Annotated in this window: 12 protein-coding genes; 9 read left to right on the top strand and 3 right to left on the bottom strand. The window is 60.0% G+C overall.

What is annotated here, in order from left to right:
- Positions 1–8 precede the first annotated feature (8 nt).
- Positions 9–2,180 (bottom strand): malate synthase G, encoded by a 2,172-nt coding sequence (locus ACSMXN_RS20670; RefSeq protein WP_022915422.1) that lies wholly within the window; start codon positions 2,178–2,180, stop codon positions 9–11.
- 89 nt (positions 2,181–2,269) lie between these two features.
- Between ACSMXN_RS20670 and ACSMXN_RS20665 the strand changes: the two genes are divergently transcribed.
- The 8 genes from ACSMXN_RS20665 (at position 2,270) to ACSMXN_RS20630 (ending at position 13,624) form a co-directional block, all read left to right on the top strand.
- A complete protein-coding gene (locus ACSMXN_RS20665) occupies positions 2,270–3,010 on the top strand; it encodes an IclR family transcriptional regulator (RefSeq protein ID WP_022915423.1) in 741 nt (246 codons plus the stop codon).
- Between the two features lie 870 nt (positions 3,011–3,880).
- Positions 3,881–5,056, top strand: coding sequence for an amidohydrolase family protein (locus ACSMXN_RS20660; RefSeq protein ID WP_027139959.1), 1,176 nt, complete (start codon positions 3,881–3,883; stop codon positions 5,054–5,056).
- A 913-nt stretch (positions 5,057–5,969) separates the two neighbouring features.
- A complete protein-coding gene (locus ACSMXN_RS20655) occupies positions 5,970–7,019 on the top strand; it encodes an aldo/keto reductase (RefSeq protein ID WP_027139960.1) in 1,050 nt (349 codons plus the stop codon).
- A 775-nt stretch (positions 7,020–7,794) separates the two neighbouring features.
- Positions 7,795–8,796 (top strand): phosphotriesterase family protein, encoded by a 1,002-nt coding sequence (locus ACSMXN_RS20650; protein ID WP_022915428.1) that lies wholly within the window; start codon positions 7,795–7,797, stop codon positions 8,794–8,796.
- Between the two features lie 61 nt (positions 8,797–8,857).
- Positions 8,858–9,889, top strand: a complete 1,032-nt coding sequence (locus tag ACSMXN_RS20645) for an alpha-hydroxy acid oxidase (protein WP_022915429.1) — start codon at positions 8,858–8,860, stop codon at positions 9,887–9,889.
- A 6-nt stretch (positions 9,890–9,895) separates the two neighbouring features.
- Positions 9,896–11,587, top strand: coding sequence for a thiamine pyrophosphate-dependent enzyme (locus tag ACSMXN_RS20640; protein WP_022915430.1), 1,692 nt, complete (start codon positions 9,896–9,898; stop codon positions 11,585–11,587).
- Positions 11,588–11,633: 46 nt separating this feature from the next.
- Positions 11,634–12,368: an SDR family oxidoreductase gene (locus ACSMXN_RS20635; protein ID WP_027139961.1), complete on the top strand. Its 735-nt coding sequence runs from the start codon at positions 11,634–11,636 to the stop codon at positions 12,366–12,368.
- Positions 12,369–12,388: 20 nt separating this feature from the next.
- The gene (locus ACSMXN_RS20630) at positions 12,389–13,624 is read left to right on the top strand and encodes a CoA transferase (protein WP_196811442.1); all 1,236 of its coding nucleotides are present in this window, start codon (positions 12,389–12,391) and stop codon (positions 13,622–13,624) included.
- 448 nt (positions 13,625–14,072) lie between these two features.
- Here the strand turns inward: ACSMXN_RS20630 and ACSMXN_RS20625 are convergent, their stop codons facing one another.
- Positions 14,073–14,363, bottom strand: coding sequence for a Dabb family protein (locus ACSMXN_RS20625; protein ID WP_155958545.1), 291 nt, complete (start codon positions 14,361–14,363; stop codon positions 14,073–14,075).
- A 185-nt stretch (positions 14,364–14,548) separates the two neighbouring features.
- Positions 14,549–14,959: an acyl-CoA dehydrogenase family protein gene (locus ACSMXN_RS20620; protein ID WP_155958546.1), complete on the bottom strand. Its 411-nt coding sequence runs from the start codon at positions 14,957–14,959 to the stop codon at positions 14,549–14,551.
- Positions 14,960–15,258: 299 nt separating this feature from the next.
- Here ACSMXN_RS20620 and ACSMXN_RS20615 point away from each other — a divergent pair, with 299 nt between their 5' ends.
- Positions 15,259–16,092: an enoyl-CoA hydratase/isomerase family protein gene (locus ACSMXN_RS20615; RefSeq protein ID WP_022915435.1), complete on the top strand. Its 834-nt coding sequence runs from the start codon at positions 15,259–15,261 to the stop codon at positions 16,090–16,092.
- Positions 16,093–16,124 lie beyond the last annotated feature (32 nt).

Raw genomic sequence — 16,124 nt, 5'->3', positions numbered from 1 at the left:
AGTCAGGATCAGCTGGCGCCATCCATTTTCAGGCGGCGGTAGCGGTGCAGTATCGGCTCGGTATAGCCGTTGGGCTGTTGGATGCCGAGCAGGATCAGGTCCCGAGCGGCGCAAAACGCCAACGACTGCTCTCCCACTGCCAGTGGCTCGTAGTTCGGGTCGTCGTCGTTCTGCCTGTCGACGACAGCAGCTAGACGGTGCAGGCTTTCCAGCACCTGCTCACGGGTGATCACGCCGTGCAGCAACCAGTTCGCGAGCAGCTGACTGGAGATCCTCAGCGTCGCCCGGTCCTCCATCAATGCGACGTCGTGGATGTCAGGAACCTTCGAGCAGCCGATGCCCTGGTCGATCCAGCGGACCACGTAGCCGAGGATCGATTGGACGTTGTTATCGATTTCCTGCTGCTTGTCGGCCTCGCTCCATTGTGGACCGATCGCTACCGGCAAATGCAGGATCGGCCTGATGCCGACCGGTTCGCGCCTGGCTAGCTCTCGAAGGGTTTGCGCGACGTCGACCTCGTGGTAGTGGATGGAATGCAGCGTGGCCGCCGTCGGTGAGGGGACCCAGGCGGTGGTCGCGCCGGCTCGGAGTTGCGCTGCCTTCTGCGCGAGCATGTCGGCCATCAGGTCGGGCATGGCCCACATGCCCTTGCCGATCTGTGCAGTACCCGCGAAACCCGCCGCCAGACCGACGTCCACATTGTGGGCCTCGTACGCGCCGAGCCACTCCTGATGGCGCATATCGGCCTTACGCACGAAGGCCCCGGCCTGCATCGAGGTGTGGATCTCGTCCCCGGTGCGGTCGAGGAAACCGGTGTTGATGAACGCAATGCGGTCACGCGCCACGTACACACAGGCCTTGAGGTTGACGCTCGTGCGTCGCTCCTCGTCCATGATCCCGAGCTTCACCGTGCCGGGATCTAGTCCATATGCCTCCTCGACGCGTTGGAACAGCTCGACTGTCAACGCCACCTCGTCCGGGCCGTGCATCTTCGGCTTCACGAAGTACATCGAACCGGCGCGGGAGTTCGAGAGGTCGGTATCGCCGCGCAGGTCATGCGCCGAGCACAGCGTAGTGACGATCGCGTCCAGGATGCCTTCGGGGATCTCGGCGCCACTGGCGTCGAGGATTGCATCCGTGGTCATGAGGTGCCCGACGTGGCGCACGAATAGTAGGGAACGGCCGTGGAGCGTGACCGTGGAGCCGTCAGCAGCCGTGCAGGTGCGGTCCGGGGCCATGGTGCGCCGGAAGGTGGTGCCGTTCTTCGTGACGTTCGCGCCGAGCCGCCCCTGCATGAGCTGCAGCCAGTTGCGGTAGCCAAGAACCTTGTCCGCGGGGTCGACGGCGGCGACCGAATCCTCGAGATCCATGATTGTGGTGACAGCGGACTCCAGCACGACGTCATTGACGCCAGCCGGGTCGGACGCGCCGATGCGGTCTGTGCGGTCGATGAGGATCTCCAGGCGCAGGCCGTGGTGCGTCAGCACGACGGCCTCCAGCTCGCTGCCACCGCGGTGCCCCACATAACAGTGTGCATCGGCCAGGCCGGTGACCGTGCCGTCGGCCAGAGTGGCGGTGAGGCCGTCCGGGCCAACGCCGTAGCTGATGACATCCGCGTGGGACCCGCCCGCCAGCGGCGCCGCCTTATCGAGCAGCGCGCGCCCGCGGGCGATCACCGCGGCGCCACGTACCGGGTTGTAAGACGATCCGCCCGCCAGTTCGGCAGTCTGGTCGATCGCGTCGCTGCCGTAGAGCGCGTCGTAGAGCGAGCCCCAGCGCGCATTCGCAGCGTTGACGGCAAAGCGAGCGTTGAGCAGCGGCACGACCAGCTGCGGGCCCGGCTGCCGGGTGATCTCGGTGTCGACCCGGGTCGTGCCGATCGTGAAGTCTGCCGGCTCGGGGACGAGGTAACCGATCTCGTGCAGCAGAGCGTCATAGGCCGCAACGTCGGTGACGGGGCCCTGATGAGCCCTATGCCATTCGTCGAGGCGGACCTGGATCCTGTCGCGAACGCGCAACAGCTCGCGGTTACGTGGCGCCAGTTCGGTGATGATCGCCTCGGCAGCTGCCCAGAACGCGTCCGGCTCGACACCGGAGCCAGGCAGGGCCTCGTCGGTGAGGAACCGGTGCAGGTCGGTGGCGACGTGAAGTTGGCCTACTTGGATTCGATCCCTGGTCATGGCTACCTTCCGCGCGGCATTGAAGCGTCAAACTTCCGCTCTATGGAATACTGATTCTGTATTACGGGTCAGGCTAGCAGGAGGTTGGAATGATCGAAAGTGCTGGCGAGCCGGGAGTCCAGTCGGTGCACCGGGCGCTGGGACTCATCGAGACGGTCGCGGACGCCGGCGGGAATATGTCTATCCGCGAGCTCGCTGATGCCACAGAACTCCCGCAGCCGACCGTGCACCGACTGCTGCGAACGCTGGTCGAGCGCGGCTACATGCGGCAGCTGCCCGACCGCAGCTACGCGCTGGGGTTCCACCTCGTGCCGCTCGGTGCCGCGGCGAATGCGCAGGTTGGTGCGGGGGTTGAGCGGGTGCTGACCGATCTGGTCCGGGAGCTCGGTGAGACCGCCAATCTCGCGATCCTCACGGGCGACAAAGCCGAGTACGTCGCGCAGGCCCCGTCGAGCCACGCCATGCGAATGTTCACGGAGGTCGGCCGTCGGGTCGATCTCCACGCCACTGGAGTCGGCAAGGCCCTGCTCGCGCAGCTGGACGACGAGGAGGTTATCGCCATTGTGCGCCGGACCGGGCTTGCCGCCCGCACCGCGCACACGATCGCCACCGAGCTCGCGCTGCACGCCGCGCTCGCCGAGATCCGCGCACGCGGATACGCGATCGATGAACAGGAGCAGGAACTGGGCGTGCGCTGCGTCGCCGTTGCCATCCCGTCGCTGCGGACGGCGCTTTCGGTATCCGGTCCGCTCACCCGGATGGACGACGAGCTGGTCGCGCGCGCGGTCCCGCTGCTTCTAGCAGCGTCCCGGCGGCTGGCGACAGGTTGAAGATGTCACTGCCGTACGAATACTTCGGATTACTTCTTCCGAATGCTGAAAGCGGGAGTTCGCTGCGGCCCCTCTGACGGAGGAATTTGCCACGCGCTGCTATGGCAACGATTGCCGGCACCCAAAGCGACTGACCGACGCCGACGCCGCAGGATGGCTGCCTGAGGACACTCGCCGCTTCTGTGCTGGCCTTTGCTTGACAAAGCGAAAGTTCGGGTGCTCGCCTTCGCGCAACACTTGAAACCAAGTCGTCGGAGGTGCAGGGTCACACGATCGACGTCACGACAGCGACGCGGCCGAGCGAGTCGGCGGGGCAACTACACGGCCACCCATGAGCGCACCGCCCGCCGCCCGCGGCCGGACGCCTGATGCCGGCGCCGCAGCGCGACGCCTTGCATCAGTCACTTTCATTTTCCAGCCCGCAAGCGCGGGCGAACAAAGCCCCGCTTATCTCGACGACCGCGACGCGAACCGCCAGCCCATCTGCCGAGCGCTGGGCGAGCTCGTCTCCGAACACGAGAAGCACCTAGGCCCTCTTCTTGCGAGGCGGCGAAGTATCGATCTGCTTTCTAGGCGGCGAAGTATCGATGGAGGAGATCGCCGCGGCGCAGGGTGGGCTGATGCGTATATAGGCGGGATGCGTCCTGCGGCCTTGTTTCAGACGCTTCGGGTGGCGCGGAGGTACCAAATCCGCGCTTGCGGGATCCCTGTCGGGTCTCGGCCGGTCTATTTGGGACACAAGTATTCGGCCAAAAGAATGATGAATGAAGCTTTACACTATCGTGCGCTGCGCGTACGGTCCTACAAGCTTAGCCGAAGGCAATGGTATTCGGTGGACCGATAGTTTTTGAAATGCATGGAGAGGCCATCATGAGTACATTTTTGGACGAGGTGCGTGTCATCGACACCGATACACATCTCGTTGAGCCACCTGATCTGTGGACATCGCGAATGTCGACGAAGAAGTACGGCGATCTCGTGCCACATGTGAAGTGGGACGACAAAGGTCAGGATGAGGCTTGGTTCATGGGGGACCAGCGCGTGCTCGGTGTGTCCGAAGCTGGCACAGCCGGGTGGAGCGAGTACCCGCCGTTGCATCCGACGAGATTTTCAGATGCCGATCCTGCGATGTGGAATCCGACGAAGCGGCTAGAGCGAATGGACAGCGACGGAATTTGGGCGCAAGTTCTGTACCCGAACGTCGGGCTCTTCAAGGCTGCGTCCATCAGATCAGTGTCCGATGCTGGTTTTCAGCTCGAGGTCGTGCGCGCATATAACGACCATCAGACTGAGTTTGCAAGTGCCGATCCGCGGCGTCTCGTACCGGTTACCTCACTGCCGTTCTGGGATCTCGACGAAACGCTCGCAGAGATAGAGCGCTGCGCGGCGATGGAGCACAAAGGCATCGTCTTCACACAGAATCCGGCGTCTTTCGGCCTGCCCGAATTGGTCGACCCGCACTGGGATCGAATGTGGGCATCGGCGCAAGAGAAGGGTCTGTCCGTGAACTTCCACATCGCGTCGAGTTCCAATGAGCTCAGTGAGGAGGTGCCGAGACTAATCGGCAAACACGCGAACTACGCCGCGATAAGCTTGTCCTTCTTCATGGGTAACGGGCAGACGATCTCTCACTTGATCTGTGGAGGCATCTGCCACCGCTTCCCCGACCTGAAGTTCGTGTCCGTCGAAAGTGGCATCGGTTGGCTTCCGTTCCTTCTGGAGGGCCTCGACTGGCAGTGGAAGAACTGCGGAGTCCCGTCCGAGCACCCGGAGTACGACTTGCTGCCGAGCGAGTACTTCAGGCGCCAGATCTATGGCTGCTTCTGGTTCGAAGAGGCCTCTGCTGAGGCCGCGATCAAACTTATCGGAGCGGACAATATTCTGTACGAGACCGACTTCCCTCATCCGTCCAGTATGTCGCCGGGGCCTGCATCCAGCGCGGTGCCACCGCGGTCTTACATCAGCAAGATGTTCGCTAATCTAGACGAAGCGTCTGCGCAAAAGATACTTCATGACAATGCCGCATCCCTGTATCACCTAGACTAGCGCTCCTCCAGGCCGATGGGCGAGCGCTGGTTTGGAGTTCGATCAAGGGCGCTCACAGCATGCCTCCTCGCCGTTCAACTCGGCACATCCGATGAACCAACGGACCGATGGATCTACTTAGGACGGCCCTCAAACCTGATCCGACTCGCGTTGGCTGCGGCGTTACGAAACCGGGCCAACGTCGGCGCGGTTTCGCTTGTAAATCAGTGTCGTTCTCTGCTGCGAGCGGACGGCTTTCCCTTGCGCGGAGCGTCCATCCGTGAGCACGAATGGTGCATACGGCCACGAGCCGTGTCTCGCGAGCCAACTGGGCGCGACGCTTCCAGTTGACGCTGGGGCCCTTCTGAGGTGAAGATATTTGGTAGCCCGAATCCAGTTCTTTATGCCGAAGACTGTGATTCGAACGGCTACTGTGTCTCGGCCGAGTATAGCTTCTAGATAGGGATAAAGTCAGATACCATAGAATGGACGAGGTTCGGCTGATACTCGGTCCAGCGAATACGGGCAGAAAATGAAGTCTCAACATGGGAGGAGGCTTTTGACTTGTTGCCTGGTCGAAATTCGAGGAGTAGGTCGGACGCCCCAGGAACCCAGAGGAAACTTCGATCGGGACGAGCTAATCACGAACGTTGTGCCCTAGGGGGTGCCTGGCTGCGGCGGCTCGTCATCGCATTTCTACTAGGACGAGGCGCATCGTAGGCGGTGGGATGCGCGTCCGAAGACCTTTCCCACGGCTGTTGCCGTGCACCACAAAGACGTTGTGATCCCGCGTGTGGCGGTGGGCGGAGGAGTAGCGAACGTTTCAGGTGGACCGCGTTCGACGCCGGCGACTATTTCCCCATCAACGGAGATGCCCGACACGCTCGTCGTGGACATCAGATCCCTCTTTCTTACTTTCAGGCAGGAGATCCGCATGGAGTACCGCACCTTGGGCCCCACCGGAATGCAGGTGAGCCAGCTATGCCTGGGAACCATGATGTTCGGTCAGTGGGGCGAGCCCGATGAAGACAAGGCGATCGCAATTATTCACCGAGCCCTCGATGCTGGCATCAATTTCATCGACACTGCGGACGTCTACTCCCAGGGCCAGTCCGAAAGCATCGTTGGCAAAGCCCTTTCGGGAGGTCTGCGGCACAAGGTCGTCTTGGCCACGAAGTTTCGCAACCCGATGGATGTGCCGATCGGCCAGCCGGGTGGTGACCCGAACTTCCGCGGCAGCTCTCGGCGATGGATCGTGCAGGAGGTCGAAAATAGCCTACGGCGACTCGGCACCGACTGGATCGATCTGTACCAGACTCACCGGCCCGATCCAGCTACCGACATCGAAGAGACTTTGTCAGCGCTGACCGATCTACGCCAACAAGGGAAGATCCGGGCCTTCGGCTCGTCCACCTTTCCGGCGCATCAGATGATCGAGGCGCAGTGGGTGTCGGAACGTCGTCACGTAGCTCGCTTCACGACCGAGCAGCCGCCGTACTCGATGATGGTACGCAGCGTAGAGGCCGACGTGCTGCCAGTTGCTCAGCAGTATGGTCTCGGAGTCCTGCCGTGGAGCCCTCTGGCTGGCGGGTGGCTGACGGGGCGCTATCGGAAGGGCCAGCCCGTCGCGCAGTCGCCTCGATTCGCTGCCCTACGCAAGGACACGAGCTCTTCGCCGGCACCCGTCGACCCGGAACGACTCGAGGTTGCCGAAGCGTTGGCGCAATTGGCCGATAGGGCGGGCATGACACTCATCCACATGGCGCTAGGGTTCGTCATGCAGCACCCGGCCGTTACCGCGCCCATCATCGGTCCGCGCACTATGGAGCAGCTCGAGAGTCAGCTCGGTGCCGTTGCCGTATCGCTCAGCGATGAAATCCTCGATCAAATCGATGAGATCGTCCCGCCCGGCACAAGCGTCACCCGCGGAGACAGTCTCTGGGTGCCTCCTAGCGTCACGACGAAGAGCTTGCGACGCCGCTGAAATCGACCGGCCAGGCCAGAGCTTGCCAGCGTTCCAGAGCATTTCTCCTGCGCGGCGGTGGGCGGGCGAGTCGACCAGATTGCACGGTCAATCCGCGGACGTGGTTCGAAGTCAGACGTATCTGTAGCTGTCGCCCGTGCGCGACAGGCGATATCCGCGATTCTGTGGCAGTGAGGTAGCGGCAAACGAGGCGCTGGACGCCGCTCCTGACGGAATGGGTCCATCGTTCTCCCCGTTGATCGAAACTCCGATCGTGACCTCTGGCTGCGTTCGCAAACTGGGCGGCAGTACCGTGGCGCAGATTCGATGGCAAGACCGCGAGACACCGCGGGTTGGTGCGGGCACGCAGCTCTCAGCGGGAACTTTAAGGTGGCCACGGCCACAAGTCGGCACCTCTGTGGAGCGATCCGCTTCGTTGACACGGGACGACCCTCAGGTTACCGTTCATATATCTAATCAGCCATTCATATATAAGGACGGATGGTAGCTATGACTGCGCGCAGCATTGCCAAGCGAGACCACGCGCATGCAAGCGTCTTAGCCGGGGACCGCGGCTGCACAGTCCAAGGGACGGTTCCAATCCACATCCTGACGGTTCAACCTCGGCATCCATGGACCTGAGGCAACACGACAGCTGCAGGGCGTACTGAAGCTCGGTGAGATCACGTGATCTACGGAGTCGCACCAGCGGAAGACCAGGTCATCACCTTTAGCTGCAGCTGAGTGCTTGAGTGCGACGAATCCTCATTGACCGACGAACCTGAAGGACCACAACATGAAATCAGTACAGACCGTGCGTGGACCGATTGATCTGGCCGACATCGGCACGACTTTAATGCATGAGCACCTATTCATCTTTACGACGGAAGTGAAGCAGGACTTTCCGGAGCTGAGCTGGCGGGGAACGCAGGAGCAGCGCTATCAGCAGGCCCTACAGGCGCTTACGGCCGCTAAGAACCGTGGCGTTCGTACAATGGTCGATCTCACCGTCTTAGGGCTCGGCCGTAGCGTGGAAGACGTGATTCAAGTCAATCGGGAGATTGACCTCAACATCATCATGTCGACGGGCTTCTACACGTACGATGCCTTACCTGCTTTCTATGCGAACCGCCCTACGGAATCGGATACGACCAGCAAATATGGGGATATTCTTACGGATATGTTTGTTAAGGATATAACGGAGGGCATTGGGGATTCCGGCGTCAAAGCCGCAATGCTGAAGTGCTGCACAGAAGAAGCCGGCATCACCCCGAACATTCAGCGAATATTTAAGGCGGTGTCTCGCGCCCACCGCCTGACCGGTGCTCCGATCACAACCCACAGCAATCCGCTGCTGCGCAATGGGCTAGACCAGCAGGAAGCGTTCTCCGAACATGGAGTGGATCTGTCGAGAGTCACCATCGGACACTCCGGCGACACTACCGATCTGGACTATCTCCGACGAATCATGGATGCCGGCTCATACGTCGGCATGGATCGCTTCGGTGGAGTACGTCCAGGGACGGCCTCGGACGAGGAGCGCATCGAAGTGGTTGCGCGGCTGTGCGAACTTGGTTACGCCAATCGGATGATTCTATCGCACGATGCCATCTGTCATATGGATATTCGGGCTGACTGGTACGAAGAGCGGGAAATCACGGACCCGTCCACAATCTATTCGTTCATCCCGGAGGTCGTGCTTCCTGCGCTGCGCTCCCGTGGCGTAAGTGATGATCATATTACACAGATGACTGAACGTAACCCGCAGGACATTTTCGCGAACACAGAGGCGTATTAACGCGGTTAGTGCCGTACGAATTGGATCCCTCATTCATGGTAATTTGGCCTAGGAGGACTGCATGAGCTTGTGGATAAGAGATCTTGAGGAATCTGCGAAGTCAGTCCTCGGCAATTCTGAATTCGATTTTGTGGGCGGTGCGGCCGGCCGCGAATACGCTCAAGTGGAAAACGTCGAAGCCTGGCGGCGAATTAGGCTTCTACCGCATGTCTTGCGTGACGTCGACCGAATTTCGACAGCAACGACCGTCTTGGGATCCGATGTCTCAATGCCGATCCTGATCGCGCCCATGGGATGCCACACCGTGGTTCACGAGGAAGGCGAAGTCGCGACTGCCGTCGGAGCTAGTCGGGTCGGTACGCTTTTCGCGGTGCCAGAACGTGGTGCACACCCGCTCGAAAAGGTCCGGAAGGCAGCTGGCTCGGCAGCTTGGTTCCAGATATACATGCAGCGCGATCGTGATTACAGCTTAAATTTGGTGCGCCGTGCTGAAGCGGCCGGATATACAGGTGTCATCCTCACCGTTGATGTGTCAAGGCAGGCGGATCGCTACCGTGATTCGGCCAACGGCTACAAGCGGCCGGTGGATCACCAGCTGGGGAATGTCTCCGGCGACTTGGCCGGTTCATTCAGCACGACGCCGAATCCGACGCTCACGCCGAAAGATATTGAACGGCTGGCAGCTGCCACCTCGCTTCCCATTATCGTCAAGGGAATTCTACGACCCGATGATGCGCGGGTGTGTCGCGATTCCGGAGCTCGGGGCGTGATCGTTTCAAATCACGGTGGGCGACAGTTAGAGTCCGCGGTCCCGACGGCGCAGGTCCTGCGCTCAGTCGTTGAAGCGGTCGACCCTGACGTCGAGGTATACGTCGATGGCGGGATACGTAGTGCAGAGGATGTCGTTAAGGCTATTGCCGTTGGCGCGAGGGCCGTATTCGTCGGGCGGCCGGTCCTTTGGGCCCTCGCGGTTGAGGGTGCCGCCGGCGTGGAACGGCTGTTCACTGACTTGCGGGCTGATTTGGAACGGGCGATGGCTCAGTGTGGAGCCACGTCAGTCTCCGACCTGACGTACGATTTGATCGCGGGCTGAGCGGCGATGCATGTCTATGAGTACATGTCGCGGACGATTGTTGCGGCTGGCGTGTCCTCGGTCTTTGCACTCCTGAGTGAGGACACTGCCCTTCTCGTCTCTGAGTTGGGTCAGTCTGAGGTTGAGGTCTACGGCGCGCGCCACGAAGCCGCAGCGGTAGGAATGGCCGATGGCTATTCACGCTCGACTCGATCGCTCGGCATTGCAATTATCGGACGGGGACCAGGTTTCACGAACGCCCTCACGGCAATTGTGTCAGCGGCCAAGGGGCGCTCAAGCCTGCTTGTGATCGTCGGCGATGCTGGGGGCAGCGGCGCACCGACCTCCGCGAAGGCCCGCGGTCCTAAGTATCTGGATCAGTCCGGGGTGCTTGCGGCGTGCGGCGTGCCGTTCAGGCGACTTGATGCCGCTCGGCCCGAGGAGAGCTTCGCGGAGGCGGTGGAGGATGCCCGCCGTGGTGCAGCGACGGTGTTATTGGTTCCGTCGAAAGCGTTTGATCTGGAGGTGGAAGGCGATGTTGCTCGCACCCCACAGACCGATGCTCCCATGGGCGTCGCAATTAGTGTGCAACTTCCTGATGTCGACACTGTCGCGGCGTACTTTCAGGAAGGTTGGACGGCTCGCCGACCGATCATTCTGGCTGGAAAGGGTGTACTCGAAAGTGATGCACGAGCAGAGCTGATCCGGTTGGCCGATCGGACCGGCGCATTGCTGTCGACGACACTTCTCGCGAACTCGCTTTTTGCCGGTGATGATTACGATATCGGTATCGTCGGCACCTTCTCCACGGATGCGGCGGCCGAGGTGCTTGCGGACTGTGACCTGTTGCTCGCGTTCGGAACGTCGTTGAACCCTTTCACCACCTATGCCCGCGAGATAATCCCAAAGGCGATGATCATTCAGGTCGACAGCGATCCTCAGGCCTTTGGTCGATACGTCAAGCCAGAGCTCGAGATCCAGGCAGATGCGAAAGCATGGGCGGGGGCCTTGGCTGATGAGTTGGAGGCCCGCGGTTACGCCTCAGCCGGGTATCGCACGGTCGAAGTCAGCGAGATGATCAAACGCTCGACGAAGCCATCGGCTTCAACGTTTGGTTTGAGTACGAAGGGACTCGACCCGCGCGTCGCGATGATCGAGCTAGAACAGGTCATCCCTAAACAACGCACACTCGTGATGGACCCAGGTCAGCACATCACGTTCTCCTGTCCCTACCTGTCAGTTCCAACGCCCCAAGACTTTATCTTCCCCGTAGATTTCGGCTCTGTTGGAAGCGCGGCCGCGCTCGCGTACGGTGCTGCAGTCGCCCAGCCATCACGGCTGACAGTCCTGTGCATCGGTGACGGCGGGATGATGATGTCGCTCTCTGATCTAGAGACAGCCGTGCGGTATGGGCTCAATCTGCTCATCGTCATCAGTAATGATTCGGGCTTTGGCGCCGAGATGCAATTTCTCAGGCTTCTGGGTAAACCGGACGACGTCGCAAAGTACCCGAGTCCGGACTTTGCAGCCTTAGCCCGGGCCCTAGGGGCGCGTGGATTGACGGTGCAGTCGCTGGAAGACATCGGAGTGCTGAAGGACGAGCTTCAGGTTATGAACGGCCCCGTCGTCGTCGATTTGAAGGTGCGCGACGACGTACGTCCCGATTGGGCGGATTTTCTCTGGCGTAGAAAAGTACAGACGTATCGCGCCAACGCATGACCGTGCCCGCGCGGCCGTCAAAGATCCAAGGAGACACATTCATAAAATGAGCGAATCGCCCGACTTTAGCGTGGCTGGTAAGAAGGTCTTAGTAACCGGCGGTATCGGAGGACTGGGATGGGCAATCACAGAGGCGTTCGCGGGCTTGGGCGCCGAGGTTATTGCCACAGACCTTGCGCCACTTGAGCGCGATCTTCCCCCCAGGGTTCAGTTTGAACAGGTAGACGTTCGGTCCGATGCTCAGGTAGCCGACCTAGCCGCTCGATATCCCGTCGTTGATGTCTTGATCCACTGTGCAGCCGGTGCGTCTCCGGCAGACCGCGAGCGAGAGTTCGAAGCGGACGTCTTCCTGGATGTTGTCGATGTACATCTGGTGGGTGCTGCTCGCCTGGTTCAACACTTTCGACCGGCGCTCCGTCAGACAAAGGGATCGATCATCTTGATCGCTTCCATGTACAGCTACTTCGGGTCGGCGCATGGAGGCGTCGCGTATTCGGCCGCGAAGACCGGAATCCTAGGGTTGACACGGTCGTACGCGGTGTATCTCGCCAAGGAGGGGATCCGAGCGAATGCCATCGCGCCGGGGTGGTTCGTCACAGAACGCAGCAGGGTTGTGGCCGAAGATCCTGTCTGGAGCGCGAAGTTGTTTGAGCGCTTGCCTATTGGTCGATGGGGCAATCCGTCAGAGTTGGCTGGGGTGGCGGTCTTCCTGGCTTCAGACGCCGCGAGGATGATCACTGGCGTGACTCTGCCAGTCGACGGCGGATATACGTCGGCATGATGAGCGAGGAGACAGACCCCATGACGTCAAAGAAGGAAAAGGCAGGATCGCCGGGGCCGTTGGCGGGAGTCACGGTTATCGAACACGCAACCGTCCTACTCGGTCCGCTCATTGGTCAGATCCTGGGCGACCTTGGCGCAGACGTCATCAAGGTAGAGGGGGACGTTGTAGACGCAGGCCGACTCATGGGGTCAGGACCACATCCAGAACTTTCTGGCATCGCCCTCAACCTGTTGCGAAATAAACGGTCGATCCGAGTTGACCTGAAATCTGACGCAGGCCGCCAGGTTCTGATGGATCTCATCGGCAGGGCAGATGTCTTTCTGACCAACGCGCGTCCGAGCTCGCTCGAGAACCTTCGGCTGTCCTACGACGATGTCGGGTCGACGAATCCTCAACTGGTCTACCTAGAAGCGCACGGGTACCGGTCGGACACAAGTGAGGCTAACCGTGCCGCATTCGATGACGTCATCCAGGGAGAGGTTGGCCTCCCAATGTTGCAGGCCGCGGTCGGCCTCGGCGTCACGTACTTTCCGATGGTTCTAGCCGACATGGTGTCTGGACTGACGGCCACGTACGCGGTGCTCGCAGGTTTGGTGAAGCGAGGGTTAACGGGCATGGGAGGCCGAATTGAGGTTCCGATGCTCGATAGCGCCCTAGCATTCGTCCTGACTGAACACCTATCTGGCGCCACGATGCCGGGCGGGACTACTGGACACGCTCGCATCTTGACTCCGTTTCGTCGACCGCACCGCACAATAGATGGTTACATATCAATTTTGCCTTACTCTGACCGCGACTGGAGGTCGCTCTACACGGCTGCGGGTCGAGATGCAGAACTTTCCGATCCGCGATTCAAAACACGTGAGTCAAGGAACCAACACCCGGAATATGTGTATGAGAGCTTAGGACAGCTGGCTCGTTCCTACTTGACGCAAGACCTTTTAGATATCTGTAGGAATCTTGACGTTCCAGCCTCGTCCGTGAACTCTCTCGAAGATATAGTCGCCGACCCAGCCAAGCACCGATCAACCATTACGAACGCCATGCATCCTGTAGTAGGCGAGTATCTCAGTATTGCTTCCCCGGCGATATTTGATGGAGAGCGAGCCAAGGTGCGACGGCACGCTCCGCTAGTTGGCGAGCACACCGTCGAGATACTCCAAGGGCTTGGGTATGCGCGCAAGCGAATTGAAACATTGCTGAGCGACGGTGTTATTGCTGAATCCATGCCCGTATCAGCGACGTCTGCCTAAGGACCTGGTGTATCGTCGAGTAGTTCCCGTTCCCATGAGAAGCAGGTCGACGATGCCGTGAGAAGCTGGTGCTTCGTCATGACTACCTCGATTAACCTGTCGGGATGAGCGAACAAGCCAGCCGTGGCTATATGGTCATCATTAACTAATCGGCAATGGGTGGCAATCCATCCTTCATTGCCCTAAGCTGATCCGCCCACCAGGCTTCCTCCAACTCGACCACCATCTCGTAGGGAACGGCAGATCCCGCCGCCCAGGCGCCTCTTATGAACCCAAGAAGCCATCGCGAGCGACGAAGACTTCGAAGAATTTGCCTTATGTTGGGTTCGTCGTTGGATTTCATTCCCACTGCCACTGCGCCTCCCTGCAGACATACGCTTTCTATGCAACGCACTCCTAGCTGGTGCGGTGGGCCATTTTCGGGTGGTGCCGCACGCTGGCCAGTCGCTCAATCAACGGTGTAGGAGATCGCATTGCGCTCGAGCACCATCGGCGTCACTAAGTCGACTGCGGCGTGATGGGCGGCGTGCGAGTCGTACCTGAGGAACGCCTCCTCGTTATCCAGATCTATGATCACCGCGAGGTCAGCCTCGCCGGCTGCTGGTCCCCCTACGCCCACTTCGACCCGACGCACATCTGGAATCTTCTGTTGTAATGTCGCGATCGTTTCAATGACCCTCTGGAGCATAAGCTCGGAGTGGTCCGCATGAAGTTTGAGTAGAACGATGTGTCTGTACATTTCAGCCCCTTCGAAGAAGATGGTTACGGGTAGATCCCAAAATGCGATGAGCAATGGGAATGGGCGGAATGTCGGTTGTGCCTTCACGCATCAGAGCTGGGTCGCATCACTCTCCGCGACAAAAGTTCTCCGTGGCATAGCAACCAAGACTCGGGAGCCCACCCGGCAGGCCATGGCCGCCAACTTCAGCGGGGATCGTTGATGTTGCGCAATGGGCTTGCCCGTTCAGGTGCGGAGGCGGCCGTGCGCATGAGCTCCGCAAAGTACGCGGAGTCAGCGGCCCCTACGCCGCGCGGCGCGACACTGATCCACCCGACCTTTGAACCTACGAAGGTCTGCTCGAAGCCCTCTCCCTTGGCGCCACCGATTAGCTGACGTACCGGTACTCGAACGCAGTCTGAGATCACTTCACAGGCATCGATGCGGCGGTGTGTGAGTACGTCAAACATCTTGCTGACCGAGTGGCTGTCGTCTTTCCCGACAGAGAACAGCGACATGTGCGCCGGGCCAATCTCAGTGCCTGCCTTGCACACCACCGCAAGACAATTTCCGCTAGTCATCGCTGCTAGCAACTGCCCGTTCCATCCGTAGGTCACCGTACGCCACATCGTTTGATGTGTTGTCGGTGTGGCGAATCAGCGAAGGTTCCACATTCTAGACGTTACCAATAAAACCATATAGAATCTAGGCTACAGGCCTGCAGCGCAGGCAGTAGTTATTCGCTAGACAGAATAAATCGCGTATTGCGAGGTCGGGCGCCCCAGGTTATGTTGAGCGCGAACCACGGCGCGTTTCTATCCTGCCCCGTTATCCGCCAGGCGCTTCCCTGCGCGAGGCGGGGGCCGCTCGATATCCCCGGGCGAGAACCGTTGCCCATCTTTCACTAGGAGTCGCCATGCGGACGTTTTCTTCGTTGCAGGTAATACGCGAGGGGCAGGTTGCGACGATCAAGCTCAGGCGCCTCGAGGAGCTTCTAGAGGTGCGGCCGCAGCCGGATATCCACTGGGACCTCGGCGCCGCGCTGACCGACCTGCGGGAAGACCACGGTATTCGAGTCATCGTCATCTGTGGAGCAATCGATGGCGAGTTCTTGGTGACGCCGCAAGCAAAGAACTTCCCTCGGGAAGGAGCGAGCTATCGCCTTGCTGACCCCAAAGGGGCTTGGACGATGATGATGGGAAACGTCCGTACTAATCGGCTGATGGCTGAAATCGAGAAGCCGATCGTCGCAAAGGTGAACGGCGACGCGATCGGCTTTGGCCAGAGCATAGCCTTCGGCTCTGATTTCATCCTCGCTCGAGCGGACGCCAAATTTAATGACATGCACCTCGGCCAAGGCGAGGTCACGTCGTCGGCGGGCACACCGATCGGTCCTCCGTTCGGGATGGTTCCAGGCGATGGCGCGGGTGCGTTGGTGCCACTATTCATGAGCCCCGTCAAGGCCAAAGAGTATTTGATGCTCTCGACCGATATGACTGGTGAACAGCTGGCCGCAATGCATTGCATCAATGCGGCTGTATCCGCAGAGTTGCTCGACGACGCGGTGGACGATTTGGTACAGCGTCTGCTGAGTAAATCAGCGTATGCCTTAGCTTGGACGAAACAGATTATCAACCGTCGCGTCGTCGACCAGCTCAACGGCAGTCTCGAGCTGAGCGTTGCCTACGAGACCATCAATTTTCTCCAGATCGAGCGTCTGGGATTCCGGGACCCCCTCAGCTTGGACTGATCCGGAAACGTCTTGGACTGATGCGGAAACGT

The organism is Parajatrophihabitans canadensis, from assembly GCF_053764775.1.
The sequence above is the reverse complement of the archived record's forward strand: the minus strand, read 5'-3'. Positions and strand labels throughout refer to the sequence as shown.